This window comes from Pseudomonas sp. SWRI92 (assembly GCF_014268685.1).
Taxonomy (GTDB): domain Bacteria; phylum Pseudomonadota; class Gammaproteobacteria; order Pseudomonadales; family Pseudomonadaceae; genus Aquipseudomonas; species Aquipseudomonas marvdashtae.
On sequence record NZ_JABWQY010000008.1, the window covers coordinates 60221 to 84901 of the forward strand.

28 protein-coding genes are annotated in these 24681 nt (G+C 60.1%); 9 read left to right on the top strand and 19 right to left on the bottom strand.

What is annotated here, in order from left to right; all coding sequences use genetic code 11:
- Window positions 1-44: 44 nt before the first annotated feature.
- The 3 genes from HU762_RS14570 to HU762_RS14580 are packed head-to-tail and all read right to left on the bottom strand — an operon-like array spanning window position 45 to window position 3441.
- Window positions 45-953 (bottom strand): acyltransferase, encoded by a 909-nt coding sequence (locus HU762_RS14570; protein WP_186638088.1) that lies wholly within the window; start codon window positions 951-953, stop codon window positions 45-47.
- Window positions 954-3053, bottom strand: coding sequence for a phosphate acetyltransferase (gene pta, locus HU762_RS14575; protein WP_186638089.1), 2100 nt, complete (start codon window positions 3051-3053; stop codon window positions 954-956). It lies immediately after the preceding gene.
- A 49-nt stretch (window positions 3054-3102) separates the two neighbouring features.
- On the bottom strand, window positions 3103-3441 hold the full coding sequence (locus tag HU762_RS14580) for a DUF3565 domain-containing protein (protein ID WP_186638091.1): 339 nt from the start codon (window positions 3439-3441) through the stop codon (window positions 3103-3105).
- On the opposite strand from HU762_RS14580, the gene HU762_RS14585 reads away from it, so the two are divergent.
- From HU762_RS14585 to HU762_RS14595, 3 genes are all read left to right on the top strand, one after another.
- Window positions 3410-3895, top strand: a complete 486-nt coding sequence (locus HU762_RS14585; RefSeq protein ID WP_186638093.1) for a peptidylprolyl isomerase — start codon at window positions 3410-3412, stop codon at window positions 3893-3895. The genes HU762_RS14580 and HU762_RS14585 overlap by 32 nt on opposite strands.
- A 113-nt stretch (window positions 3896-4008) precedes the next feature.
- The gene (locus HU762_RS14590; protein ID WP_186638095.1) at window positions 4009-4491 is read left to right on the top strand and encodes a glutathione peroxidase; all 483 of its coding nucleotides are present in this window, start codon (window positions 4009-4011) and stop codon (window positions 4489-4491) included.
- A gap of 168 nt (window positions 4492-4659) precedes the next feature.
- Window positions 4660-5763, top strand: coding sequence for an NADH:flavin oxidoreductase (locus HU762_RS14595; RefSeq protein ID WP_186638096.1), 1104 nt, complete (start codon window positions 4660-4662; stop codon window positions 5761-5763).
- A gap of 28 nt (window positions 5764-5791) precedes the next feature.
- Here HU762_RS14595 and HU762_RS14600 read toward each other — a convergent pair whose 3' ends face one another.
- The gene (locus HU762_RS14600) at window positions 5792-6991 is read right to left on the bottom strand and encodes a glycosyltransferase family 1 protein (protein WP_186638097.1); all 1200 of its coding nucleotides are present in this window, start codon (window positions 6989-6991) and stop codon (window positions 5792-5794) included.
- Window positions 6992-7031: 40 nt separating this feature from the next.
- Window positions 7032-7787 carry a sulfate transporter CysZ gene (gene cysZ / locus HU762_RS14605; RefSeq protein WP_186638098.1) on the bottom strand — a complete coding sequence of 252 codons (756 nt, stop codon included), beginning with the start codon at window positions 7785-7787 and terminating at the stop codon, window positions 7032-7034.
- A gap of 311 nt (window positions 7788-8098) precedes the next feature.
- Between cysZ and trxB the strand changes: the two genes are divergently transcribed.
- Window positions 8099-9061 carry a thioredoxin-disulfide reductase gene (gene trxB, locus HU762_RS14610; protein ID WP_186638099.1) on the top strand — a complete coding sequence of 321 codons (963 nt, stop codon included), beginning with the start codon at window positions 8099-8101 and terminating at the stop codon, window positions 9059-9061.
- A 69-nt stretch (window positions 9062-9130) separates the two neighbouring features.
- Here the strand turns inward: trxB and HU762_RS14615 are convergent, their stop codons facing one another.
- The 11 genes from HU762_RS14615 to HU762_RS14665 all read right to left on the bottom strand — a co-directional run bounded on the left by HU762_RS14615 (window position 9131) and on the right by HU762_RS14665 (window position 17846).
- Window positions 9131-10414 carry an FAD-binding oxidoreductase gene (locus tag HU762_RS14615; RefSeq protein ID WP_186638100.1) on the bottom strand — a complete coding sequence of 428 codons (1284 nt, stop codon included), beginning with the start codon at window positions 10412-10414 and terminating at the stop codon, window positions 9131-9133.
- Between the two features lie 56 nt (window positions 10415-10470).
- On the bottom strand, window positions 10471-11304 hold the full coding sequence (locus HU762_RS14620; protein WP_186638101.1) for a transporter substrate-binding domain-containing protein: 834 nt from the start codon (window positions 11302-11304) through the stop codon (window positions 10471-10473).
- A 45-nt stretch (window positions 11305-11349) separates the two neighbouring features.
- Window positions 11350-12078, bottom strand: a complete 729-nt coding sequence (locus HU762_RS14625; RefSeq protein ID WP_186638415.1) for an amino acid ABC transporter ATP-binding protein — start codon at window positions 12076-12078, stop codon at window positions 11350-11352.
- A 69-nt stretch (window positions 12079-12147) separates the two neighbouring features.
- The gene (locus HU762_RS14630; protein ID WP_186638103.1) at window positions 12148-13122 is read right to left on the bottom strand and encodes an amino acid ABC transporter permease; all 975 of its coding nucleotides are present in this window, start codon (window positions 13120-13122) and stop codon (window positions 12148-12150) included.
- Window positions 13123-13254: 132 nt separating this feature from the next.
- Entirely contained in the window at window positions 13255-14505 is a 1251-nt protein-coding gene (locus HU762_RS14635; protein ID WP_186638106.1) for an aspartate aminotransferase family protein, read from the bottom strand.
- A gap of 280 nt (window positions 14506-14785) precedes the next feature.
- The gene (locus HU762_RS14640; protein ID WP_186638109.1) at window positions 14786-15124 is read right to left on the bottom strand and encodes a HopJ type III effector protein; all 339 of its coding nucleotides are present in this window, start codon (window positions 15122-15124) and stop codon (window positions 14786-14788) included.
- Complete coding sequence (locus HU762_RS14645; RefSeq protein WP_181287618.1) at window positions 15117-15413, bottom strand: DUF1244 domain-containing protein; 297 nt, start codon at window positions 15411-15413, stop codon at window positions 15117-15119. Before HU762_RS14645 ends, HU762_RS14640 begins: the two co-directional genes overlap by 8 nt.
- A gap of 94 nt (window positions 15414-15507) precedes the next feature.
- Entirely contained in the window at window positions 15508-15888 is a 381-nt protein-coding gene (gene folX, locus HU762_RS14650; RefSeq protein WP_186638111.1) for a dihydroneopterin triphosphate 2'-epimerase, read from the bottom strand.
- Complete coding sequence (gene folE / locus HU762_RS14655; RefSeq protein ID WP_186638113.1) at window positions 15889-16446, bottom strand: GTP cyclohydrolase I FolE; 558 nt, start codon at window positions 16444-16446, stop codon at window positions 15889-15891. It abuts the gene before it with no gap.
- Window positions 16447-16466: 20 nt separating this feature from the next.
- Entirely contained in the window at window positions 16467-17180 is a 714-nt protein-coding gene (gene folM / locus HU762_RS14660) for a dihydromonapterin reductase (protein WP_186638115.1), read from the bottom strand.
- Window positions 17181-17276: 96 nt separating this feature from the next.
- A complete protein-coding gene (locus tag HU762_RS14665; RefSeq protein WP_186638117.1) occupies window positions 17277-17846 on the bottom strand; it encodes an antibiotic biosynthesis monooxygenase in 570 nt (189 codons plus the stop codon).
- A gap of 220 nt (window positions 17847-18066) precedes the next feature.
- On the opposite strand from HU762_RS14665, the gene HU762_RS14670 reads away from it, so the two are divergent.
- The gene (locus tag HU762_RS14670) at window positions 18067-19026 is read left to right on the top strand and encodes a MerR family transcriptional regulator (RefSeq protein ID WP_186638119.1); all 960 of its coding nucleotides are present in this window, start codon (window positions 18067-18069) and stop codon (window positions 19024-19026) included.
- Window positions 19027-19033: 7 nt separating this feature from the next.
- On the opposite strand, the gene HU762_RS14675 is transcribed toward HU762_RS14670, so the two are convergent.
- Window positions 19034-19639: a hypothetical protein gene (locus tag HU762_RS14675; protein WP_186638121.1), complete on the bottom strand. Its 606-nt coding sequence runs from the start codon at window positions 19637-19639 to the stop codon at window positions 19034-19036.
- Between the two features lie 48 nt (window positions 19640-19687).
- Complete coding sequence (locus HU762_RS14680; RefSeq protein WP_186638123.1) at window positions 19688-20164, bottom strand: PAS domain-containing protein; 477 nt, start codon at window positions 20162-20164, stop codon at window positions 19688-19690.
- Window positions 20165-20318: 154 nt separating this feature from the next.
- On the opposite strand from HU762_RS14680, the gene HU762_RS14685 reads away from it, so the two are divergent.
- From HU762_RS14685 to HU762_RS14700, 4 genes are all read left to right on the top strand, one after another.
- Window positions 20319-20774 carry a flavodoxin gene (locus HU762_RS14685; protein ID WP_186638126.1) on the top strand — a complete coding sequence of 152 codons (456 nt, stop codon included), beginning with the start codon at window positions 20319-20321 and terminating at the stop codon, window positions 20772-20774.
- 164 nt (window positions 20775-20938) lie between these two features.
- A complete protein-coding gene (locus tag HU762_RS14690) occupies window positions 20939-21721 on the top strand; it encodes a class II aldolase/adducin family protein (RefSeq protein ID WP_186638129.1) in 783 nt (260 codons plus the stop codon).
- Window positions 21721-22623: an alpha/beta hydrolase gene (locus HU762_RS14695; RefSeq protein WP_186638131.1), complete on the top strand. Its 903-nt coding sequence runs from the start codon at window positions 21721-21723 to the stop codon at window positions 22621-22623. Before HU762_RS14690 ends, HU762_RS14695 begins: the two co-directional genes overlap by 1 nt.
- A 125-nt stretch (window positions 22624-22748) precedes the next feature.
- Window positions 22749-23660 (top strand): SDR family oxidoreductase, encoded by a 912-nt coding sequence (locus HU762_RS14700; RefSeq protein WP_186638134.1) that lies wholly within the window; start codon window positions 22749-22751, stop codon window positions 23658-23660.
- A 40-nt stretch (window positions 23661-23700) separates the two neighbouring features.
- Here HU762_RS14700 and HU762_RS14705 read toward each other — a convergent pair whose 3' ends face one another.
- A complete protein-coding gene (locus HU762_RS14705; RefSeq protein ID WP_186638416.1) occupies window positions 23701-24465 on the bottom strand; it encodes an N-acetylmuramoyl-L-alanine amidase in 765 nt (254 codons plus the stop codon).
- Between the last annotated feature and the right edge of the window lie 216 nt (window positions 24466-24681).

The window sequence follows — 24681 nt, forward strand, 5'->3', positions numbered from 1 at the left end:
ATCATCGGCGGGCTTTTTTGTTTCTACAGAATCGTCAACGGGCATCAGTGGCGGTCTGGATACTCGCGATGCATCTGCGCAAGCAGCGCGTCCTTGTCCTGCCACAACTGGTTGATCCAGCCCTGGAATTCCAGGCGATAGGCGCCATCCTGGTCGTAGTTCTTACCGATGAATTGCGCTGGGATTTTCAGCTCCTGGAAATGCACCACCACCTCATCGACCTTGCCGCAGAGCAAGTCCCAATAGCCGGGACGCCCGCCGGGATAATGAATCGTCACGTTGATGATCGATTCCAGTTGTTCGCCCATTGCGTCGAGCACAAACGCGATGCCGCCGGCCTTGGGCTTGAGCAGGTAGCGAAACGGCGATTGTTGCTGGGCATGCTTGCCTTCGGTGAAGCGCGTGCCTTCGACGAAATTGAAGATGCCGACCGGGTTGTTGCGAAATTTCGCGCAGGTCTTGCGCGTGGTCTCCAAGTCCTTGCCTTTCTTTTCCGGATGCTTTTCCAGGTACGCCTTGGAATAGCGCTTCATGAATGGAAAGCCCAACGCCCACCAGGCCAGGCCGATCACCGGCACCCAGATCAGCTCTTGCTTGAGAAAAAACTTCAACGGTCGGATGCGCCGGTTCAGCACGTACTGCAATACCATGATGTCGACCCAGCTCTGGTGGTTGCTGGTGATCAGGTATGAGTGCTGGTAGTCGAGGCCCTCCAGGCCGCTGAGGTGCCAGCGCGTGCGGCGCAGCAGATTCATCCAGGCCTTGTTGTTGCTGATCCAGGCTTCGTGGATGTGGCTCATCAGCCAGTCGGTGAAGCGCTGGGCGGCGGGGAAGGGCAGCAACAGCTTGAAAATCGCTACGACGAATAGCGGTGTGCAGCAGGCGATGGTGTTCAGCCCCAACAGCAATGAAGCGATGACGCCACGCAGGTGGGCAGGCAGGAAATCCAGCATTTAAATATCCAGAGGTCGGTTGGCGGCTTGGATCGCGGTGAGGGCGATGGTGTACACGATGTCGTCGACCTGGGCGCCGCGCGGCAAGTCGTTCACCGGTTTGCGCAAGCCTTGCAGCATCGGCCCGAGGCTGACGCAGTCGGCGCTGCGCTGTACGGCCTTGTGGGTGGTATTGCCGGTGTTCAGGTCCGGGAAGATAAACACCGTCGCCCGACCCGCGACTTGGCTGTTGGGCGCCAGTTGCCGCGCCACGGCTTCGTTGGCGGCGGCGTCGTATTGCAGCGGGCCGTCGATCAACAGGCCATGTTGCGCCTCGTGGGCCAGCAGCGTGGCCTCGCGGACTTTCTCCACTTCTTCGCCGCTGGCCGACTCGCCGCTGGAATAGCTGAGCATCGCCACCCGTGGCGTGATGCCGAACGCCGCGGCGGAATCAGCGCTTTGCAGGGCAATTTCCGCCAGTTCCGTCGCGCTCGGGTGTGGGTTCATCACGCAGTCGCCGTACACCAGGACTTCTTCCGGAAACAGCATGAAGAATACCGAGGACACCAGCGAGCACCCTGGTGCGGTCTTGATCAGTTGCAGCGCCGGGCGGATGGTGTTGGCGGTGGAGTGGATGACACCCGAGACAAGTCCGTCCACTTCGTCCAGCGCCAGCATCATGGTGCCGATCACCACGGTGTCTTCCAGCTGTTGCTCGGCCATCGGCGCGTTCAGGCTTTTGCTTTTGCGCAGTTGCACCATGGGTTCGACGTAACGCTCGCGAATCACATCCGGGTCGAGGATCTCCAGCCCCGGCGGCAGTTCGATGCCCTGGGCGCGCGCCACCGCCTCGACGTCGGCCGGCTTGGCCAGCAGCACGCAACGGGCGATGCCCCGGGCCTGGCAAATGGCGGCGGCCTGGACGGTCAGCGGTTCGCTGCCTTCAGGCAGCACGATGCGTTTGTTCGCCGCCTGAGCGCGCTGGATCAGTTGATAGCGGAACACCGCCGGCGACAGGCGCATTTCCCGAGGCGTGCCGCAGCGCTGGTGCAGCCATTTGGCGTCCAGGTGGCTGGCGACGAAATCGGTGATGATTTCCGCTCGCTCGCGGTCGTCGATCGGGATTTCCTTGTTCAGGTTGTTAAGCAAGTTGGCGGTGTCGTAGGAGCCGGTGCTCACCGACAGCACCGGCAGCCCGGCCTGCAGCGCACCCCGGCATAAATCCATGATGCGTGGGTCGGGCAGGGTGTCGCTGGTCAGCAGCAGGCCGGCCAGTGGCACGCCGTTGATCGCCGCGAGGCTCACGGCGAGGATGATGTCGTCGCGGTCGCCAGGCGTGACGACCAGGACGCCTGGCTTGAGCAGTTCCACGGTGTTGCGCATGGTGCGAGCGCAGATAATGATGTTGCTCATGCGCCGGCTCTCGTAATCACCGGCGTTGAGCACCTGTGCGCCCATCAGGTCGGCCACGTCGCGGGTGCGCGGGGCGTTGAGTTCGGGGCGAAACGGGATGCAACCGAGCAGACGGAAGTCGCCGCTGCGCAGCAAGGGCGAGTGCTCCTTGAGGCGCGCGGAGAACGCTTCCATGCTTTCGTCAGTGCGGACCTTGTTAAGGATTACGCCAAGCACCTTCGGGTCTTTCGGCCCGCCGAACAGTTGCGCCTGCAACTCGACGCGGCCGGACAGCTCGGTCAGCACTTCGTTTTCCGGGGCTGACACGAGGATGACCTCGGCGTCCAGGCTCTTGGCCAAGTGCAGGTTGACCCGGGCGGCGTAGCTGGCGCTGCGGGTCGGGACCATGCCTTCGACGACCAGCACGTCCTTGCCGATGGCGGCTTGCTGGTAGAGGGTGATGATTTCCTCCAGCAGTTCATCGAGCTGGCCGTCGCCCAGCATGCGCTCCACATGGGCCAGGCCCAAGGGTTGTGGCGGCTTGAGGCCGTGGGTACGGGCCACCAGTTCGGTGGAGCGTTCCGGCCCGGTATCGCCGGGGTGAGGCTGGGCGATGGGTTTGAAAAAGCCGACTTTCAGCCCGGCCCGTTCGAGGGTACGCACCAGCCCGAGGCTGATGGAGGTCAGACCCACACCAAAATCGGTGGGCGCGATAAAAAAAGTTTGCATGCGGTTTCCCTAGCAAGGCGCGGCCTATGACTGGCCGTCTACCATCAATTCAGTCGTCAAGGTTATCGCTAACCGGGCCTTGGGCGCACCAGCCGCAATCAAAGGGCTGGCCTATTTTTTCAATACGTTGCGCAGGGTCCAGCACCCAGGCCCGGGATTGCCAGGGTGGCTGATGGCGCAGGTGCTGCGTGTGGCCACAGGACAGCTCGGCCACCCAGTGCCCGTCCTCATCCTGATGAAAACCTGTGACCGTTGGTCTGTTCGAGCTAGCCCGTTTGTCCGGGTTCCGTTCGCTTTCGGGCAAATCCTTGTTTAGACTTGTCCGTTCTTCATTCTTATGCAAAAGGTCTCGCCCCATGCTGATCGCCGCCAATAAGGCTGTCTCCATCGACTATACCCTGACCAACGACGCTGGTGAGGTCATCGACAGCTCTGCCGGCGGCGCTCCGCTGGTCTACCTGCATGGCGCAGGCAACATCATCCAGGGCTTGGAAAAAGCCCTGGAAGGCAAAACCACCGGTGACGAATTGAACGTCTCCGTCGAGCCGGAAGACGCCTATGGCGAATATTCCGCCGAACTGGTCAGCACCCTCAGCCGCAGCATGTTCGAAGGCGTGGATGAGCTGGAAGTGGGCATGCAGTTCCACGCATCGGCGCCGGACGGCCAGATGCAGATCGTGACCATCCGCGACCTGGAAGGCGACGACGTCACCGTTGACGGCAACCACCCATTGGCCGGCCAGCGCTTGAACTTCCAAGTCAAGATCATCGACATCCGTGACGCCAGCCAGGAAGAAATCGCCCATGGCCACGTCCATGGCGAAGGCGGCCATCACCACTGATTTCTGCGCTACGCTCAGATTGACTGGAGAGGCGCCCTATGGCGCCTTTTTAGTCGCTTGCTGTTAGCATCGCCATGGCTGTTTCGAAAAGATCCGCAAACCTGGAGTTCGTCATGAGTGCTTTCCACGACCTTAAACTGACAGCGCTGGATGGTCAGGAGCTTCCTCTGGCGCCCTTCAAAGGGCAAGTCGTGCTGGTGGTCAATGTTGCCTCCAAATGTGGCCTGACGCCTCAATACGCGGCGTTGGAAAATCTCTATCAGCAATACAAGGACAAGGGCTTCAGCGTGCTGGGTCTACCCTGCAACCAGTTCGCCGGGCAAGAGCCTGGGACCGAACAGGAAATCCAGGACTTCTGCAGCCTCAACTATGGCGTGACGTTTCCATTGTCCAGCAAGCTGGAAGTGAACGGCCACGACCGTCACCAGCTTTATCGCCTGCTGGCGGGCGAAGGCGCGGAGTTCCCCGGGGACATCACCTGGAACTTCGAAAAATTCCTGCTCGGCAAGGACGGCCGCGTGCTGGCGCGGTTTTCCCCGCGCACCGCGCCGGATGATCCGGCGGTGATCCAGGCGATCGAAAAAGCGCTGTCCTAGCACGTAGCCTTTATGGCGAGGGGAGCAAGCTCCCTCGCCATAAAGGCTGTGTCAGCCCGTTTCCTTCTTATCCTTAATCATTCAAATCAATAGTGCTACCCAGCTCACGGCTTGCTCCATATTATCGTCGTCATATCCGACCTGTGACCTCGTTCCGTGGAGTGCCTCATGCCAGCAAAAGCCCTGTTCAAACCCTTCCATCTCGGCGCGCTCGAATTGCCGACCCGGGTGGTGATGGCGCCGATGACCCGTTCGTTTTCACCGGGTGGCGTGCCGAACTCCAAGGTTATCGAATACTACCGTCGCCGTGCGGCGGCCGGGGTCGGCCTGATCATCACCGAGGGCACCACGGTCGGCCACAAGGCGTCCAACGGCTATCCGAACGTACCGCACTTCTACGGCGATGCCGCGCTGGCCGGCTGGAAAAAAGTAGTCGATGCGGTGCACGCCGAAGGCGGCAAGATCGTCCCCCAGCTGTGGCATGTGGGTAACGTACGCCGCCTCGGTACCGAGCCGGATGGCGCCGTGCCGGGCTATGGTCCAACTGAAAAACTCAAGGACGGCCAAGTCGTGGTCCACGGCATGACCCAGGCGGACATCGATGAAGTCATCGCCGCCTTTGCCCAAGCGGCAAAAGACGCCCAGAGCATCGGCATGGACGGCGTGGAAATCCACGGTGCCCATGGCTACCTGGTGGACCAGTTCTTCTGGGAAGGCAGTAACCAGCGCACCGACGGCTACGGCGGCAGCCTGGCCAACCGTTCCCGCTTTGCGATCGAGCTGATTCGTGCGGTGCGCGCCGCGGTGGGCGAGGGCTTCCCGATCATTTTCCGCTTCTCCCAATGGAAGCAGCAGGATTACGCAGCGCGTCTGGTACTGACGCCCGATGCGCTGGGAGAATTCCTCAAGCCATTGGCTGACGCAGGCGTGGATATTTTCCACTGTTCGACACGCCGGTTCTGGGAGCCGGAGTTCGAAGGCTCGGAGCTGAACCTGGCTGGCTGGACCCGCAAGCTCACCGGCAAACCGACCATCACCGTCGGCAGCGTCGGCCTGGATGGCGAGTTCCTCCAGTTCATGGTCAACACCGATAAAATTGCCCAGCCGGCCAGCCTGGAAAACCTGCTGGAGCGTTTGAACAATGAAGAGTTCGACCTCGTGGCAGTGGGACGCGCATTGCTGGTGGATCCGGACTGGGCGCAAAAAGTCCGGGAAGGGCGCGAGCAAGAGATCCTGCCGTTCAGCCGCGAGGCATTGATGACGCTGGTTTGAATAGCGTCTGAAGCGACCTCATCGATTCTTAGCGCACCGTCGGCGCAGCGGGCAGGCCCTGCTCGCCGACACACACGCCGCGCAGCAGCGTCTCGAACTGCTCGATGATCGAGGCCCAACCCTGGCGACTGGCATGCTGGCGCGCATTGAGCCTCACGCAACGCAAGGCCTCGCGTTCTTCCAGCAGCCAGCGGGCCGCGTCGCAGAATGCATCTTCATCCCCTGGCATCGCCAGCACCCCGTTGTAACCGTGACGGATGTGTTGCGCCGCCGCGGCCTGATCGTAGGCCACCACGCCCAGCCCGGATGCCAGCGCTTCAAGCACGACGTTACCGAAGGTTTCGGTCAGGCTCGGAAAAACGAATACATCCCCAGACGCGTAATGGGCGGCCAACGCTTCGCCACGCTGGGCTCCACAGAAGATCGCCCCGGGCAATTGCTGTTCGAGGGCAGGCCGCTGCGGACCGTCACCAATGATCACCAGTTTGATTCGCTGTGTCGCAAAAGCGTTACACAGGGTGTCGAAACTGCGCTTGAGCAGCCCCAAATTTTTCTCCGGCGCCAGGCGTCCGACATGGATCACTGCGATATCACCTTCGTCCAGGCCCCAGGCTTCGCGCAGGGCGGCCGAGCGTTTGGCCGGATGAAACAGTTGGCTGTCCACGCCGCGGGACAACAAGGCCACGCGCTCAAAATGCCGGCGTTCCAGCTCCAGGCGCTGGCTGACACTGGGCACCAGGGTCAGGCTCGAGCGGTTGTGAAACCAGCGCAGGTAATGGGTCAACAGCCGACTCAACAAGCCGAGGCCATATTGCTGGGTGTATTGCTGGAAGTTGGTGTGGAAGCCGCTGACCACCGAGATACCCAGGCGCCGCGCTGCCCGCAACGCCGACAAGCCCAAGGGGCCTTCGGTGGCAATATACAAGACGTCTGGGCGATGACGTTTCCAGCGTCTGAGCAGCTTGTGCATCGAAGCCTGCCCCCACTGCAAACCCGGATATCCCGGCAAAGGCCAGCCTCGGCACAGCAGCAGTTGTTCGTCGCTGGCGTGGCCTTGATCTCCGGCCTGGCGGGGGCGGATCAGCTCCACGCGGTGCCCACGGGCTCGCAAGCCGTCGTAAAGGCGCCCCAGGGTATTGGCGACGCCATTGATTTCCGGCGCAAAGGTTTCAGTGACGAGGGTGACATGCAAGAGTGTGGTCATGGCCCCAGTGTCGACCGAGGCCATTTCGTCGTTGTGACGCCATGATGACGGATTTGTGACGGACTCAACCCTGCCGGGCCAACGCCGTCTCGGCACCTTGCTCGCGCACCCAGAACAACGTCGCCCCGGCGACCGCCGCCGGCATCATCAGGACGTTGACCACCGGGATCAGCAGCACCAGGTACACGCTGCCGCCAAAGCCCAGGCTCTGCCAGCGTTTTTCCCGCAGCCAGGCGAGCATTTCGTTCCAGCCCAGCTTGTGGTTGTCCGCCGGGTAGTCGATGTACTGGATCGCCATCATCCACACGCCGAACAGCAGCCACAGCGGCGCCGCCACCAGATTGACCACGGGAATGAACGACAGCACGAACAGCCCCAGGGCGCGGGGCAGGAAATAGCCAAGCTTGCGCGCTTCCCGGCCGAGGGTCCGGGGGACCATGGCGATCAATTCGGCCCAACTGAAAGCCGGGAAGTCATCGGTGCCGCGGATGACCACCTCGACTTTTTCCGCGAGAAAACCATTGAACGGCGCGGCGATGATGTTGGCGAGCATGGTGAAGGTGAAAAACACCATCAGCCCGACGAGCACCACGAACAGTGGCCAGAGCACATAGCTGAGGAAACTCAGCCACTCTGGCAGCGACGGCATCAGCGTATCGACCCACAGGCTGAACTGATGGCCGGCCAGGTAGATCAATCCGACAAACAGCACCAGGTTGATCGCCAAGGGCAGGAGTACGAACAGGCGCAGGCCCGGGCTCAAGACCAGCTTGAGGCCCTCTCGCAAATATTGCGGGCCGGACAGGACGGGGGCGGGCATAGGTGACTCCGAGCGAAGATGAACGCGCCGACCTTACCGGCTTTGCCCCGCCCGGGAAAGCGGCGACATGACGTGTAACAACGTTTCCCGAGGCGAACACGCCTATCGAGGGGCTTGCCGCAGATAGAGCTCACCTATGAGCTGGATTGTTAAACCGTATTTCCTTAATCTTCGCTCCCTCGATACGCTGCACCCATTCTTTTCCAGGACTGTCGAACCCAAGCCTTCCCCAAGTGCGTCAACGGTCCTTTTTTATTCACGCCGCTCACCCGGCGTTCCGGCCCGCAAGGTCCGGTCAACAGGAGCAGGTCATGTCTGAAGTCCGTCATTCGCGAGTGATTATTCTCGGTTCCGGCCCTGCCGGTTACAGCGCCGCGGTCTATGCGGCCCGTGCCAACCTCAAGCCGTTGCTCATCACCGGCATGCAGGCCGGCGGTCAATTGACCACCACCACCGAAGTCGACAACTGGCCGGGCGATGTTCACGGCTTGACCGGCCCAGCCTTGATGGAGCGCATGAAAGAACACGCCGAGCGCTTCGAGACAGAGATCGTTTTCGATCACATCAATGCCGTCGATTTCGCCGCCAAGCCGTACACACTGACCGGTGACAGCGCGACCTACACCTGCGATGCCCTGATCATCGCCACCGGCGCCAGCGCTCGCTACCTGGGCCTGCCATCGGAAGAAACGTTCATGGGTAAAGGCGTTTCGGCCTGCGCCACCTGCGACGGTTTCTTCTACCGCAACAAGCCCGTGGCGGTGGTCGGTGGCGGCAACACCGCGGTCGAGGAAGCCCTGTACCTGGCCAACATCGCCAGCACCGTGACCCTGGTCCACCGTCGCGAAACCTTCCGCGCCGAGAAGATCCTGATCGACAAGCTGAACGCGCGCGTCGCCGAAGGCAAGATCATCCTCAAGCTCAACGCCACCCTGGACGAAGTGCTGGGCGACAACATGGGCGTGACCGGTGCTCGCCTGAAGAACAACGACGGCAGCTTTGCCGAGATCAAAGTCGACGGCGTGTTCATCGCCATCGGCCACACCCCGAACACGTCGTTGTTCGAAGGCCAGCTGGAACTCAAGGATGGCTACCTGGTGGTCAAGGGCGGCCGCGACGGCAACGCCACCGCCACCAGCGTCGAAGGCATCTTCGCCGCCGGCGATGTGGCCGACCACGTCTATCGCCAGGCCATTACCTCGGCCGGCGCCGGTTGCATGGCGGCCCTGGACACCGAGCGTTACCTGGACGGCCTGCAGAACGTTTCGTTCTGATCCGTCAGGCACAAAAAAACCGGCTTCGGCCGGTTTTTTCATGGGCGGTGGTTAACCGAGCGAGGCCCGTCACCCGTGCAACCGCTCCTGAACAAAATCCATCACCTTCAACGATTGATAGATGGCGTTCGCCGCGACGCGCCCGAACGGCCCGCCGTTCCAGTCGAGCCAGTAAGGGCTGAAGGCCTTGTAGCGTTCGCTCTCCCCGCACACGGCTTCGGCGATGATCCGGGCGCCGATGGAGCCGGTGTTCAGGCCGTGTCCACCAAATGATGTGCAGGCCCACACGCCCGGTTCCAGCATGCCCAGGTTGGGCATCTTGTTGGTGGAATAGCCCATCAATCCGGACCAGGCCAACTCGATCTTTGCCGACGCCAATTGCGGATAAACCGAGACCATGTCGGCCTTGAGCATGGTCGCCAGGGCCGTTTCGTTCTGTTCGTTGCGGGTGGTGATGCGTCCGCCCCAGAGCAGGCGATCACCGTCGACGACGCGATAGTAGTCCGAGGCGCGACGGTCGTCGGAAAAGGCGGCGCTGGAATTGAGGACTTGTTTGATCAATCCGCCCAGCGGCTCGGTCAGTACCACATAGGTCGCGATAGGCAAGTAGGCGCGGCTGAGCTTTTGCAGTTCCGGGCCACCGTAGCCGCCTGCGCAGAACACCAGGTCCTGGCAGCGCACAGAGCCGTGGGCGGTGCGGATGACCTTGTCGGCCCCCTCGCGGTGCCAGGCGAGCATCTTGGTATTCTCATAGATCCGCCCGCCAGCCGCCTCGATGACCGAAGCCAGCCCCAGGCAATAGTTGAGGGGATGGAAGTGCAGGGCGTTGGGGTCTTCGATGCCTTGGAAGTAGCGTCGGGTGTGGGCCCGTTCACGCACTTGGGCGACGTCGAGAAAATTGAGTTCGTAACCGAAATCCCGGCGCATGTTTTCGATATGGGCTTTTACACCGGCGCTGTCATCGTAGCGCTTGACCCGGATCGTGCCGGCGGACGGATCGCAGCCGGTCAATGCCAGGCTAGTCATGTTATGGCGCACGATCTCCACGCCTTCCACCGACATTTGAAACAGTGCCTTGGCCTGCTCCAGCCCGACTTTTTTACGAATGGCCGCCGAGCCTTCGGCCCAGCCCGGCGACACCACGCCCCCGTTGCGCCCCGACGCGCCCCAGCCGACTTGATGGGTTTCCAGCAGCATCACGCGTTTGCCGCGCTGCGTCAGTTCCAGCGCCGCCGTGAGGCCGGCGATGCCGGCGCCGATGATGCAGACGTCGCAGGCTTCGGCGCTGCCGAGTCCGGGCCTGGCTGTACGGGGCAGCGAGGTTTGGGAGTACCAGGTGGCGGGAAAGGACATGATCGATCCTTGAAGTCATTGAGTGGGAGCGAGCACACCCGCTCCCGCACGAGGTGTTATTTGACGACCGAATAATCGACGCCGTACCACTTGGTCGACAACTGGGTCAGCGTGCCGTCCTTGTGCATCTGCCCAATGATTTCGGCAAGCTTGGCTTTCAGCTCCGGGTCGCCCTTGTCGGTCGCGATGGCCAGCGGTTCGTAGAACACCGCCGTCGCATCGACGGCCCGCAACGGGTAGTTCTTCTTGATGGCCGCTTCCAGGGTGCTGCGCTGGGTAAGGATTGCGTCCAGGCGCACGCCGTTACCCAGGCGCAGGTCATCCAGCGGGCCAAGGGAGCCGGCGTAGGTCTTCATCTTTCCGGCCTTCACGTCATAGTCGACCGGCGGCATATCGGTCGCTTCGATTGCCAGTTGCTGGTTCAGGTAGTCTTCGGACGTTGTGCCGCCCTCGACACCGATGGTCTTGCCGTTGAGCGCCTGGCGGTTGGTCAAGGTCGAGTCGTTGTGGACCGCGAACACATAGGGCACGTAGTAGTACGTGGCGGGGAAGTCGAGGATGCGCGCACGGCTGGTGGTGGCGGTCATCGACCCCACGGACATGTCCCAGCGCCCGTTCCACTTGCCGGCGGTGATGACGTCCCAATCCGGCGTGACGAACTTGACCGCGACGCCCAGGCGCTTGGCGATTTCTTTGGACACGTCGATGTCGAAACCGTCGATTTCGTTCTTGTCGTTGATAAAGCCTTGGGGCGGCCATGTTGCCGAGGTGGCGACGGTCATTTGCTTGCTGCTCTGGATCTTGTCCAGGACCGCCCCGGCGTTGGCGGCGCCGACGAACAGCAGGGACAGGGCGGCTGCCAGGGTGATCGCGCGTTTTTGACTGAGCATGTGCATCTCCACTTTTCGTTATTGTTATGCGGGGTAAAGCGGTTCTCAGTGACCGATGATCTGCGACAGGAATTTTTGCGCGCGTTCGGTCTGCGGGTTGTTGAAAAAATCGGCGGGCGTGGCTTGTTCGATCACCTGGCCCTGGTCCATGAACAGCACCCGGTCGGCAACCTTGCTGGCGAAGCCCATTTCGTGGGTCACGCAGATCATGGTCATGCCATCGCCGGCCAGCTCGCCCATGACGTCCAGCACTTCGTGGACCATTTCCGGGTCGAGGGCCGAGGTGGGCTCGTCGAAGAGCATGACTTTCGGGTTCATGCACAACGCCCGGGCAATCGCCACGCGCTGCTGCTGGCCGCCGGACAGTTGCGAGGGGTATTTGTCGGCGTGCTCGGCGATGCGCACCCGCTCCAGGTAGACCCGGGCGCGTTTTTTCGCTTCGGCGCTGGACACGCCCTGGACCAGTTGCGGGGCCAGGGTCAGGTTGTCGATGACGCTCAGGTGCGGGAAAAGATTGAAGCTCTGGAACACCATGCCGATTTCGCGGCGCACGGCGCTGACGCTCTCGGCCTCGCTGGTGAGGACGATGCCGTTGACCTGGATCTGGCCTTTCTGGAAATTTTCCAGGTGATTGATGCAGCGGATCATCGTCGACTTGCCCGAGCCCGACGGGCCGCAGACCACCAGGATTTCGCCAGGTGCGACATTCAGGTCGACGTCACGCAACGCATGGAAGTTGCCATACCACTTGTTCAGCCCTTTGATGGCAATCATCGGTGCGCCGGCCTGGGCAGTGGTTGTCGGGTCGAGATGCCGGGCGGTATCGGTTCGAGTCATCACGCATCAACCCCTTGCAGTGGATCGATTGACCCGTTTTTCAATCCGCGCCTGCACCCGTTCCAGGATGAACGACAGGGCCCAGTAGATCATCGCGGCGGTGATCAGCATTTCCAGGTGGCGGAAGTCCGCGCGACCCTGGGTCTTGGCCAGGTACATCAGTTCCCAGACGCCAATCACCGACACCAGGGAGCTGTCCTTGAGCATCGCGATGAACTGGTTGCCGGTAGGCGGGATGATGACGCGCAGGGCCTGGGGCATGATCACCCGGCTCAGCGTCTTGAACGGGCTGATGCCCAGTGCCCGCGAAGCCTCCCATTGGCCCACCGGGATGCTCTGGATACCGGCGCGGAAAATCTCCGTCATGTAGGCGCCGTAGCACAGGGCCAGGGCCAGGATGCCGGCGGGCACCGCATCGACCACATAACCCAGTTGCGGCAGGCCCAGGTAGATCAGGTAGATCTGGATCAGCAGCGGCACGCCACGAAAGAATGAGGTATAGAACGAGGCCAAGGCATTGGCCAGACCGTTGTTGGACAGCTTGGCGACTGCGCCGACCAGGGCCAGGACAAAGGCAATCACAATGGCGATGGCCGAGATATAGAGCGTGGTGGCCGCGCCCTGAATGATCAGGAAACCGACCTTGTCGAGGATGAAACTGTAGGAGAGGTTGAAGGTGTCGAAGAACGCCAGGAACAGTACCAGCAACTCGACCCAGACCACGGTGGTCTGCACCTTGAACTTCAGCCGACCGAGGACATGGAAATTCAGCGTGCCCAGCAGGGCGATCCCCAGGCCGATGGCTATGTTGCGCGCGCCGAGGCTGTCCGGTGCGCTCCCCAGCAGCGGTTGCAGAAAGTGGCTGAGGGCGCTGTTGCCAAGGTTCATCACGTATGAACCCAGGAACAGCACCACGGCTACACCCAGCAGGAATCGAGGATCATTTGACTTTTTCTTATAAATTATATTGTCGTGATACATGGATGCCTCGGGCGTGTGGGGTGGCAGCGATCTCTTCAGGCAAAAAGGACAGTCGGCCAGTATTGCCAGCCGCAATCGGCTACCACAAGCGAACATAATTCGTTATGTCAGTCCCTCAGCGCATCCTGGATTTCAGGACAGCTTCGCCAGGCAGGCTTCCAGAATATCCAACCCCTCTTTCATCACCGTCGGCTCAGTCGTCAATGGCGCCAGAAGACGAATGATGTGCCGTGATTTACCGCTGGGCATCAATAGCAAACCCGAGGCCCGGGCCAGGGCCAGCAGTTGGGTCAGTTGTGCTGTGGCCGGCGTGCCGTCGGCGTTGGCCAGCTCGATGCCGCGCATCGCGCCGACGCCGGTCAATCGGCCCAGGTACGGTGACAGGCTACGGTCGCGCCATGACTGGTAACGGCTGACAATCGCTTCTTCCTGCTGGGCGCCCCAAGCCCGCAGGTTCGCATCGGTCATTTCGTCCAGGGTCGCCAGGGCTGCGGCGCAGGCGATGGGGTTGCCCGAATAAGTGCCGCCGAGCCCGCCCTTGGGCAAGGTGTCCAGCAGTGATTTACGTCCCACCACCGCCCCCAGCGGGACGCCACCGGCAATGCTTTTACCGAGCAGGATCAGGTCAGGCTCGATGCCCAGTCGAGGGAATGCAAAGCGCTGGCCGGTGCGGCCGAAGCCGGACTGGATCTCATCGACGATCAGCACGATGCCCTTGTCATCGCAGAACTGCCGCAGCGCCTGGGCGAAGCTCACGTCCATCGCCAGGAACCCGGCTTCGCCCTGCACCGGTTCAACGATGAAGCAGGCCACGTCGTTCACGTCGATCTCGACGCTGAACAGCCTGTCCATGGCTTTCAACGCCTCGGCGCAAGTCACGCCGTTGTCCTGGCTGGGGTAGGGCAGGTGATAAACCGGCCCGGGCAGTACGCCGACTTTTTGTTTGTACGGAGCGACCTTGCCATTGAGGTTCAGCGTGGCGAGGGTTCGGCCGTGGAAACCGCCGTCAAAAGCGATCACTGCGGTGCGCCCCGTGGCGCCGCGGACGATTTTCAAGGCGTTTTCCGCAGCCTCCGCCCCGCTGTTGGTGAGCATGCCGCTGATCGGGTAATCCACCGGGATGAATGCGGCCAAGCGTTCCATCAACTGCACGTAAGGCACATGAGGCGCGGCGTTAAAGGCGTAGTGGGTCAGGCGGGTGGCTTGCTCGCGAATGGCCTCGACGATGCGTGGGTGGCAATGGCCGAGGTTCAACACGCCGATGCCACCCACGAAATCGATGTAGCGCTTGCCTTCAACGTCCCAGACTTCGGCGTTCCTGCCGTGGCTGAGGCTGACGGGGTGGACGAAGGAAATCGATTGGCTGATGGTTTCGCTGCTCATGGAGGACGGCTCGGAGGAAGGAAAGATGTCCTTTATCTAAGCCGTGAGCAGAGAGAACCGGCAAACGAAATAAAGTTGCCGGGTCAATCTTAAAAGTCGGGATGTGGATAAGTGCGAAGCTTGCCAGAACCGCTTCTCTGGCGAGGGAGCTTGCTCCCGCTGGGGCGCGAAGCGGCCCCGAAACCTCACAACCCGGTGTGTCAGGCAAATTGAATCTGACTGCTTGGGTCTGCTGCGCAGCCCAGCGGGAGCAAGCTCCTTGCCACAAAAAGCGGGTCGATCAGCGCCGTTGCAGTGGCTGCGCCTCGAACGTCACGCCGGCCAATCCGTGGACCATCAGCGCGCGGATATTGCCATGGTCACTGCCTTCGGGCGTGGCCAGCACCGAGCGGTAATGTTCGCCAAACGCCAGGAGCGCCTCTTCATCGCTCAAGCCTTCCAGCAGCGCCAGGCCCAAGGTCTTGCAGGAACCTTCGTTCTGCCCGGCGGCGTTCTCGACGCCACCGTTGTTGAAAGCTTGGGGCTGGTACTCGTAGCCTTCGGCGACAAAGGCCAGGGTATTGGCAAAAACATGTTCGCCACTTTTGAGGCTGGCGCGGAAGGTATTCAGGTCAGGCATTGGGGTTTCCTTTGGCAAACGCCGCCTGCTGTTCGGCGCTGGCTTCTTTCTGGTATTGGGCTTTCCACTCGGCGTATGGCATGCCGTAGACGACTTCACGCGCATCGTCGAGGCTGACCTCGATCTGACGCTCGTCGGCAGCGGCCTTGTACCACTTGGACAAGCAGTTGCGGCAGAAGCCAGCGAGGTTCATCAGGTCGATGTTCTGCACATCCTTGCGGCTGTCCAGATGGGCAACCAGCCGACGGAAAGCGGCGGCTTCGAGTTCGAGGCGTTGTTGGTCGTTCATGGAGGTCTCTGCGAGTTGGCTTCAAGCGGCAAGCTTCAAGCTACAAGTTGGTTTGCGGTCAGGCTTGAAGCTTACAGCCTGGAGCTTTTGGCTGCTACGAAGCAGCCCGGCTTGCCGCAAGGGTAATCGACACCGACTCGGCAAATCGCAAGGCATGCGGCTTGTCCACTTCGACTTCGGCGTACAGCACCGACTCGTTGGCCATGACCAGGTCAAGCAGCTCCTGGGTGAGGCGTTCGAGCAGGGCGAAACGGTTGCCTTCCACGTGAGCAATGATCGCCTTGGTGATGGTTCGGTAGTTCAGCGCATGCTCGATATCGTTGTCGCGCACCGCATCCTGGGCGGCGTAGAGAATGGTCAGGTTGATCAACACATCCTGCTTGTTGAGGATCTCGTCCTCATTGATGCCGATGAACGTACGCAGGCGCAGGTCCTTGACCTTGATGCGCGCCATGGCGGGCTGAAGTTGTGGCATTTATTGGCTCCGTCGAATCAATTGCAGGAACTCCTGGCGGCTGTTGCTGGACTCGCGAAAGGCGCCGAGCATCACTGAGGTGTTCATGGTCGAATTCTGTTTTTCGACACCGCGCATCATCATGCACATGTGCTGGGCTTCGATCACCACCGCCACACCGGCCGCCTGGGTGACGTGTTGCACCGCGTCAGCGATTTGCCGGGTGAGGTTTTCCTGGATCTGCAGGCGGCGGGCGAACATGTCCACCAGCCGGGCGATCTTCGACAATCCCAGGACCTTGCCCGTAGGAATATAAGCCACATGGGCCTTGCCGATGAAGGGCAGCAGGTGATGTTCGCACAATGAGTAGAGCTCGATATTGGCAACGATCACCATTTCATCGTTGTCGGAGGCAAACAAAGCGCCATTGACCACCTGCTCGACGCTCTGTTCATAGCCGTGGCAAAGATACTGCATGGCCTTGGCTGCGCGCACCGGTGTGTCCAGCAGGCCTTCGCGCTCCGGGTCTTCGCCCAGACCGATCAGGATCTCACGGTAATGCTGGGGCGATAACGCCATGGTGCTTCCTCGAAACAGGACTATTTGATGTGCCGCCCGCCGTTCACGGTGAGCGTCGTGCCGGTAACGTAAGGGTTATCCAGCAGATAACGCAGGCTCTGGTAAACCACTTCGCTGCCGGGTTCGAAGCCCAGCGCGGACTTGGCCAACGCCTTGGCACGGTAGGCCGCATCATCGTCGGGATTGAACAGTAGCAGGGCCGGGGCGATACCGTTGACCTTGATTGCAGGCGCGTACTTGGCTGCAAAGGACAGGGTCAGGCTTTCGAGGCCGGCCTTGGTGGCGCAATAGGCGATGTGCTTGCTGCTACCCTTGCGCGTCACGTCGTCACTGATGTGCACGATGTCCGCCGGTACCGAACGTTCCAACAACTGGGCGCAATGCAGATTGATCAAGTAAGGCGCGAGCATGTGCACGCTGAACATGGTGTGGAAGGCGTCCGCTTCACTGCCCGGGGCTTCGGCCAGCCAGGCCGAGGCGTTGTGCACAATGGCGCGCAGTTGGTTGGTATGCTGCTTGAGCTGATCGATAAAGGCGAGAATCCCCGATTCACTGGCGAAATCGGCAAACAGAACCGTGGCGCCCAAATCTCGCAGCGCCTGTATGCCTGAACGTTCGGTGCGATACGTCGCGATCACCGGGTGCCCGTCTTCCAGCAGCCGCCGGGCACAATGCAGGCCGACGCGCTGGGCTGCGCCGGTGATCAGGATCGGAGCGGTTGTGCCCTGTTTCACGAATACGTTCCTTTATGACGAGCGGCTGGAGTCTTCACGCAAGGCGCCGCGACGAGTCCGCGGGAGCACGGTGGCTCCCACCGGTTTAGTGTCGCTTCAATGATTCTGCGTGGAGGGCTTCGCTGGCAAGGGCCGTTGCGGTGCGCCAGTGAGCCAGCTCGCCAATATATGAGTCGACATGGGAATAAACAGATAGACCATCAGCGGCGTCAGTATAAGGGTGCTGATGAAGACACGGCTCGGCAAACCCAGTTCGTTGAGCAATGGTCCCAAGAGGAAATTGAACAATAACGAAACAGGAAAGAACGCGAGCCAGATAGCTACTGCTTGTTTCCAGCGTGGCGGACGTTGGCCGATCGCGCCGAACCAGCCATCCATGCCTCGCACCCTATGTTCGGACGGCTGGGCAAACAGCTCGCTCCCTCGTTCCAGCCAGGCCGTGCGCGAGGCAGAGTACTCCCAGGCATGCAGAGTCTGCTCGTCGGCGAAACGGAAAATGATCTGGAATTCGTCGCCGTCGGGCGGTGGAGCGAGCACGCCCGAACCCAAGTAACCGGCGAAATCGGTGGCCAATTGCTCGCCTTCACGCAACCATGCAATCAAATCCTGGTAGCGCCCCTTGGCAACGCGACGGGCGACCATTAGCGTGACGGGAGAGGTAGACATTTTGTATCTCCATGTTACAAGCGCGGCGCTCCGGATAAGAGGTTCGCGGGGAAACGCCCCATGGGTAATGGGCAGCGTCTGGTTGCAATACGTCGGCAAGGATTATTCCTTGTCGAGTAAAAAACAACAATTGCGCGCGTTGATCGCGTTATGCCCTTGTCATGACATGCTTGGGAGGAGATAAAATGGGATCCAATTTTCCAGTCGGGAAAGCATGCGAATGAGCGTAAACACCGAGGATAACATTGCGTTCCAGGTGTCCGACGCCTTGACGCGCGAAGATCTGGTTCCTATCCGTGAGGTGGCGCGGTTGACTGGTGTTAATCCAGTGACCTTGCGTGCATGGGAGCGGCGCTACGGTCTGATTCAACCCACTCGCACCGAAAGCGGACACCGTCTGTATGCCCTGAGCGATATCGAAAAGGTGCGCAGCATTCTCGCCTGGATCGAGCGTGGGGTAGCCGTGAGCAAGGTGGGAAAGATTCTAGCCAAGGCGGAATCGGTGCAGCCGGTTTCCAATCTTATTTCCTCCGATCTGGTACGTGCCGATTACAGCCAGTGGCAGCAACAGGTGTTGCACGCAGTCGGTAACTTTGACGACGTGGAACTCGATCGCGTCTACGGACAGGTGTTTTCCGGCTACGCCGTTCCCATCGTTTTCCAAGATATCCTGATGCCCCTTTGGCGAGAACTGCTGCAACGTCAGCATGAGTTCGGGCAGACCAGCGAATGGTTGTTTTTCGATGGCTTCCTGCGTTCGCGCGTAACGCAGCGATTGCTGCTCAAGCGAGATTTCTCATCGAGACGTGTGCTGGTCAGCGCCATTGCGGGCCAATGTCGTGAGTTGGAGCTGCTGGTAACGGCGCTGTATGTGTCCAAGGCTGAGGTCGGCGTCAGGGTCATGACGGTCGGCCAACCTTTTGACGAGCTGACCCTGGTTTGTCAGAAAATGCAGCCTTTGGCGCTGGTACTGGTTTCCAACCATGCGCCCGTTGCCGAGCTGCCCAAACGCCTTAACCGCTTGGCGATGAGCCTGGATTGCCCCGTCATGCTGGCCGGCGATGCGTCCGACCTGGCGCAGGAAAGCCTGGCGGGGTCAGCAATCGCTTGTCTGGGAAATGAAGGTACGGTGATGCGCCAGCGTTTGCGCCAATTTCTGGCCGGCAACCTGGACACTTGAACCGTCGCTAGAGGTGCATCGCCGGATGAGTCAGGCGGTGCTGCTGGAGTATGTACTGACGCAGGCGCTCGGTTTCGTCCTGGTCATGCTGGCTCAGATGGTAGGCAAACATTCCTTGGTCTGTTTCTCGCTCGAACGTACCGCGCAGTGAAATCCTCTCGTAGCCTGACGGGCTGAACCACGAGACGAATTGTCTGGGTGGTTTGGTACGGTTGCGAATTTCCAGCAGTACGCCCTTGCAAGACACTTCGTGCACCCATAAAGGCCCCGTCTGCCCCTTGGCATTTTCCAAGGCCACCGGCTCGTCGAGCGTGAGGCGCCATGGGCGGATTTTCGGTCCGTCCTCGTAGATGCTCGGCACACCCAGGCGAAGGTGCATGGCGTGGAATTCATCTTCAACCAGATGCAACGGAAAGGTCATCTGCTGGTTTTCGAAATTCGCCTGCAAAGTGACTTGTTCATTCGCCGCCAGGCGCGTCAATAGATCACGTATCTGCGCCCCGCCGTTCACCAGCAAGCTCGACGTGACATCCCGCTCGTTGAGCTGCGGGTTGTGCTGCATGGTCCGGATGAAGTCCAGCTCATCCTTGGTCAGAAGGGCGTCGCGCTGCATAAGGGGCTCGAAAATTATACTTTCACGGGTGATTGTAGTGACTGACCGTTAATTCGCCGTTTTGTTTGCACCATTCGTCGCATGGAGTCGTGCGATGGTCTCCCGGGCTTCGGCCAACTCTGCTTCCAGCTGTGCGACGCGCTGTTGAGCCTTTACTTGGGCCGTTACGTCTTTCTGTACGCCAACGAAATACGTGTGGCCATCCGCCTCGTTTTTGACAGTGGACAGCGACAAATCATTCCAGAACGGCGTGCCGTCCTTACGGTAGTTTCGCAGTATGTGCCGGCATGAGCCTCCTTGCTTCAGAACCCTGCGGATCTGTTCCAAGGAAGGCTGGTCGCGGTCGCCCGACTGCAGGAAGCGGCAGTCCTGATAGAGAATTTCGTCGCGGCAGTAGCCCGTCAGCCGCTCGAATGCCGGATTGACGTAAATCAGGATGTTGTCTTCATCGCCTTCCTTTTCGGCAATGACAATGCCGTCATTGGAAGCGTTGATCACGAGTTGCATCAGGTGCGCGTTAATCATGGAATTCCCCTTAAAACATCCGTGTGCGTTGCATTCTAGAAGAATCCTGTGTGATATCCACTTGCCATTATTGGTTGTTGAGAGCCAATCGCAACTTAAGCACGCCGCCCTGTTACTATTCCGGCTCTATATATTCTGCTTCAGGATCACATTGATGAAAGTCGCCATCCTTTCCGGCTCCGTATACGGCACGGCCGAAGAAGTTGCCCGGCATGCTGCCAAAATGCTGGGTGATGCCGGTTTCGAAACATTCCACAACCCTCGGGCGACACTGGCGGATATTCAGGCGTTCGAACCGCAAGCCCTGTTGGCGGTGACATCGACGACGGGCATGGGTGAACTGCCTGACAACCTGATGCCACTGTATTCGACGATTCGCGACCAATTGCCCGCTTCGTTTCGCGATCTGCCCGGCGCCGTCATCGGCCTGGGAGACGCCAGTTATGGCGATACGTTTTGCGGTGGTGGCGAGCAGATGAGCGAATTGTTCGCCGAGTTGGGGGTACGCGAAGTGCTGCCAATGTTGCGCCTGGATGCCAGCGAAAGCGTCACGCCGGAAACCGATGCCGAGCCCTGGCTGGGCGAGTTGGTCGATGCGTTGCGCGGTTGAAAGGACATGGCCTGCGCCTCTGAAAGAGGCTCGGGCTGACTCGCTCGGCCAGTAAGCTGGCTGCAAATGCAACTACCGACCTGGCTGGAGCTGACTAGACTGATTTTCTTGTTCATGAAAATCGTGGATATCTTTTCCATAAAAAGAAGCCAGAGGTCACAGTCGTGAGCGTAACCCCCATTCAATCGACACCCGGCATCAAGGATCAGGTCAGTGCGGCGGAGTGGCAAACACGGGTCGATCTGGCCGCGTGTTATCGGCTGGTCGCGATGCACGGCTGGGACGATCTGATCTTCACCCATATCTCCGCCAAAGTTCCTGGCACGGAAGAATTCCTGATCAACCCGTACGGCTTGATGTTCCATGAAATCACTGCGTCGAGCCTGGTCAAGATCGACCAGGCCGGCAACAAGCTGCTGGACAGTCCCTACGAGATCAACCCTGCCGGTTTTACCATCCACAGCGCGGTGCACGAGGTGCGGCACGATGTGGTGTGCGTGCTGCATACCCACACCGCAGCCGGCGTCGCGGTCTCGGCACAGAAGCAAGGGGTGCTGCCGATCAGCCAACAGTCGCTGTTCGTGCTGTCGAGCCTGGCGTATCACCCCTATGAAGGGGTTGCCCTTGATCCTGAAGAAAAGGTTCGTCTGCAAGCAGACCTGGGCGACAAGAACTTCCTCATGCTGCATAACCATGGCCTGCTGACCTGCGGCGGCACCATCGCCGATACTTTTCTGATGATGTTCATTTTTCAGCGAGCCTGCGATATCCAGGTCCTGGCCCAGACGGGCGGTACCGAGTTGATCGCCATCGAGCCACAGGTGCTGGCCGGGGCCCGAGCGATGGTCGCCGGGGTGACCAAAAGCGCGCAGGGAATGGGCGGCGCGCTGGCCTGGCCGGCGTTGCTGCGTAAGCTCGATCAGCAAGACACGGGTTATAAAAGCTGATGCCCATGGTCCAGATTCCCCTGCGTATCTGGCGTCAGCGCGGCCAGACGTTCATGTTTCGCGGCCACGCCATCCGTTACTGGACGGCGGGGCACGGCGAGCCGCTATTGCTGATTCACGGCTTTCCCACCGCCAGTTGGGATTGGCATTACCTGTGGCAGCCGCTGGCACAGCGTTACCAGGTGATTGCCTGCGACATGCTCGGTTTTGGTGATTCCGCCAAACCGGCAGGTCACGCCTACAGCCTGCTGGAACAGGCAGATTTGCAGCAGGCTTTGCTCGCGCACCTGAAGGTGACACAAGGGGTCCACGTGCTGGCCCATGATTATGGCGACAGCGTGGCCCAAGAGTTGATCGCCCGACATGACGAGGCGCGCATCGATGTCGCCAGTTGTGTGTTTCTCAACGGTGGCCTGTTCCCGGAGACCCATCGTCCCGTGCTGATGCAAAGACTGTTGCTCAGCCCTTTGGGTTGGCTGATTGGCCGGGCGTTCTCACGGGACGGCCTGGTTAAAAGCTTCCGGCAGATCTTCGGCCCCAGGACCGGCCCCTCCGAAAGCGAGTTGGATGATTACTGGAGCCTGGTCGAAACCCATCGCGGACCGCGGATCATGCACAGGCTCATCACGTATATTCCGGAACGTCGCGTGCAGCGTGATCGCTGGGTCCAAGCGATGCAGAGAAGCGGTGTGCCCATGCGGGTCATCGATGGCGCGTTCGACCCGATTTCCGGCGCGCATATGGTCGAGCGCTACCGCGCCCTGATCCCGAATGCCGACACGGTGCTGCTGCCCGACATCGGTCACTATCCGCACACCGAGGCACCGGTACAGGTCCTCAAGCATTACCTGGCGTTTCGCGAAGTCATTGCCGCGTCTTGCAGGCAAATGGCTTGCTCGTGACGTATCGCCTGCATCATCCCCTCACCTTATCGCGCGCTATTCACTCTCAGCCGAGTTGATTGTGACCGGCGGGTTTGTACCGGACACTCCTGTTCATCGTCTTACTGGCCTGCTGGAGTTCTTCCATGAATGAGTCTGTGCGCTTCGAGGATAAAGTCGTAATCGTTACGGGAGCCGGTGGTGGCCTGGGGCGTGCCCACGCGTTGCTGTTCGCAAGGCATGGCGCAAAAGTGCTGGTAAACGACCTTGGCGGCTCGGCTCAAGGGGAGGGCGCCAACGCTTCGGCAGCCGATCGCGTGGTTTCAGAAATCCGCGAGGCCGGCGGCATCGCCGAGGCCAACCACGACTCCGTCACCGACGGTGACAAGCTTGTGCAGAACGCGCTGGATGCGTTCGGTCGGGTTGATGTGGTCGTCAACAACGCTGGTATCCTGCGGGACAAGACTTTCCACAAGATGGACGATGCCGACTGGGACCTGGTTTACCGCGTTCATGTCGAAGGGGCCTATAAAGTCACCCGTGCCGCCTGGCCACATTTGCGCGAGCAGAACTACGGACGAGTGATTTTCACCGCGTCCACCTCCGGCATCTACGGCAACTTCGGCCAGTCCAACTACGGCATGGCCAAGCTTGGCCTTTATGGCCTGACCCGTACCCTGGCCATCGAAGGCCGCAAGAACAACATCCTCGTCAACGCCATCGCGCCAACGGGCGGCACGCGCATGACCGAAGGCTTGATCCCGCCGCAGGTGTTCGAGCAACTCAAGCCTGAACTTGTCAGTCCGCTGGTGGTGTACCTCGCCAGTGAGGCCTGCCAGGAAACGTCCGGGCTATTCGAAGTGGGCGGCGGCTGGATGGGCAAGGTGCGCTGGGAGCGCAGCCTGGGCGCGGGGTTCGATCCGCGCGAAGGTTTTTCCCCTGAAGACGTCGCCGCCCATTGGCAGCAGATTTGCGATTTCCAGGATGCGGTACACCCGAACGACAATCTGGAAGCCTTGAAAGAGATGATGGCGAACCTGCAGCGTCACGCCCTCTAAGTCTTATCGCCCGGGACGGTTGCTGTCAGCGGCAACCGGCTCATGGAAAGTACTTTTTCACCAGGGCTGCCAGGTTCGCGGCCGTCTCGATGTCCATCACACCGTCATACTTGGCCGGGCGAAAGTGCAGCTGGAAAGCTCGTACCAAACGCTGGAAGCCGACACCTGTCGTGGCAGCCGAAGTGTCATAGCCATACCTCTTGAATAGGCCGAGCAATTGTTCCCGGAGGGGGATTCCGTTGGCCAGGTACGCCTGCTCAAAAGACTTCTGAGTCGTGTCATCGAACCAAGCGCCGATACCCTTGAGATACAGTGCGTGCCACGGAAACATCGGGCCAGGGTCACTCTTTCGCCCGGCGGCGATGTCGGAGTGGCCCACCACATTGACCGGACCGATATCCGGATATCGCTTGAGAATGTCCGCCGCCAAGTATTCGATCGCCTCTATTTGCTGTGCCTTGTAGGGCGGAAAAGTAAATTGACCTTGGTTATCGGTTGCCAGGTTCACAATCTCCACGCCGATCGAGGTGTCGTTCAGATTGTTGCGATTACCCCAACTGCTCACGCCGGCGTGCCAGGCTCGCTGGTTCTCGTCTACCAGGTTGAAGATTTGTGGTTCTTTGAAGCAGGCCTTCAGATAAGTGGGATCGGCAAAGTCCGGGATGAGGTAATGGGCACTGACGGAAGGGCCGGTTAATGCATTGATGGACGACGCGAAGTTGCCTGCAGTGTAATGAAAGACCAAAAAACGAACGCGATTGTTATAACCTTTTTTTGAACGATAGCTTTGGCTGTTTATCTGCATTGGTAATAACTCACTGGTAAGTAAATCGAAGCGAAGTGCTGCGAACGATTTCAGCGTAACAGTGGGTTTTAAAAGCATACGTAGTTGGCTTCCGGCTTTGTTGTAGGAAGATACAACAGGCTATAGGTTTCGCTGTAGCAGACGCGGTGGACGTTTCCGGCGATGGTGTAGGAAAGAAGAGTTCCCCGCGTTAAATAACCCGCACATAAAAAAAGC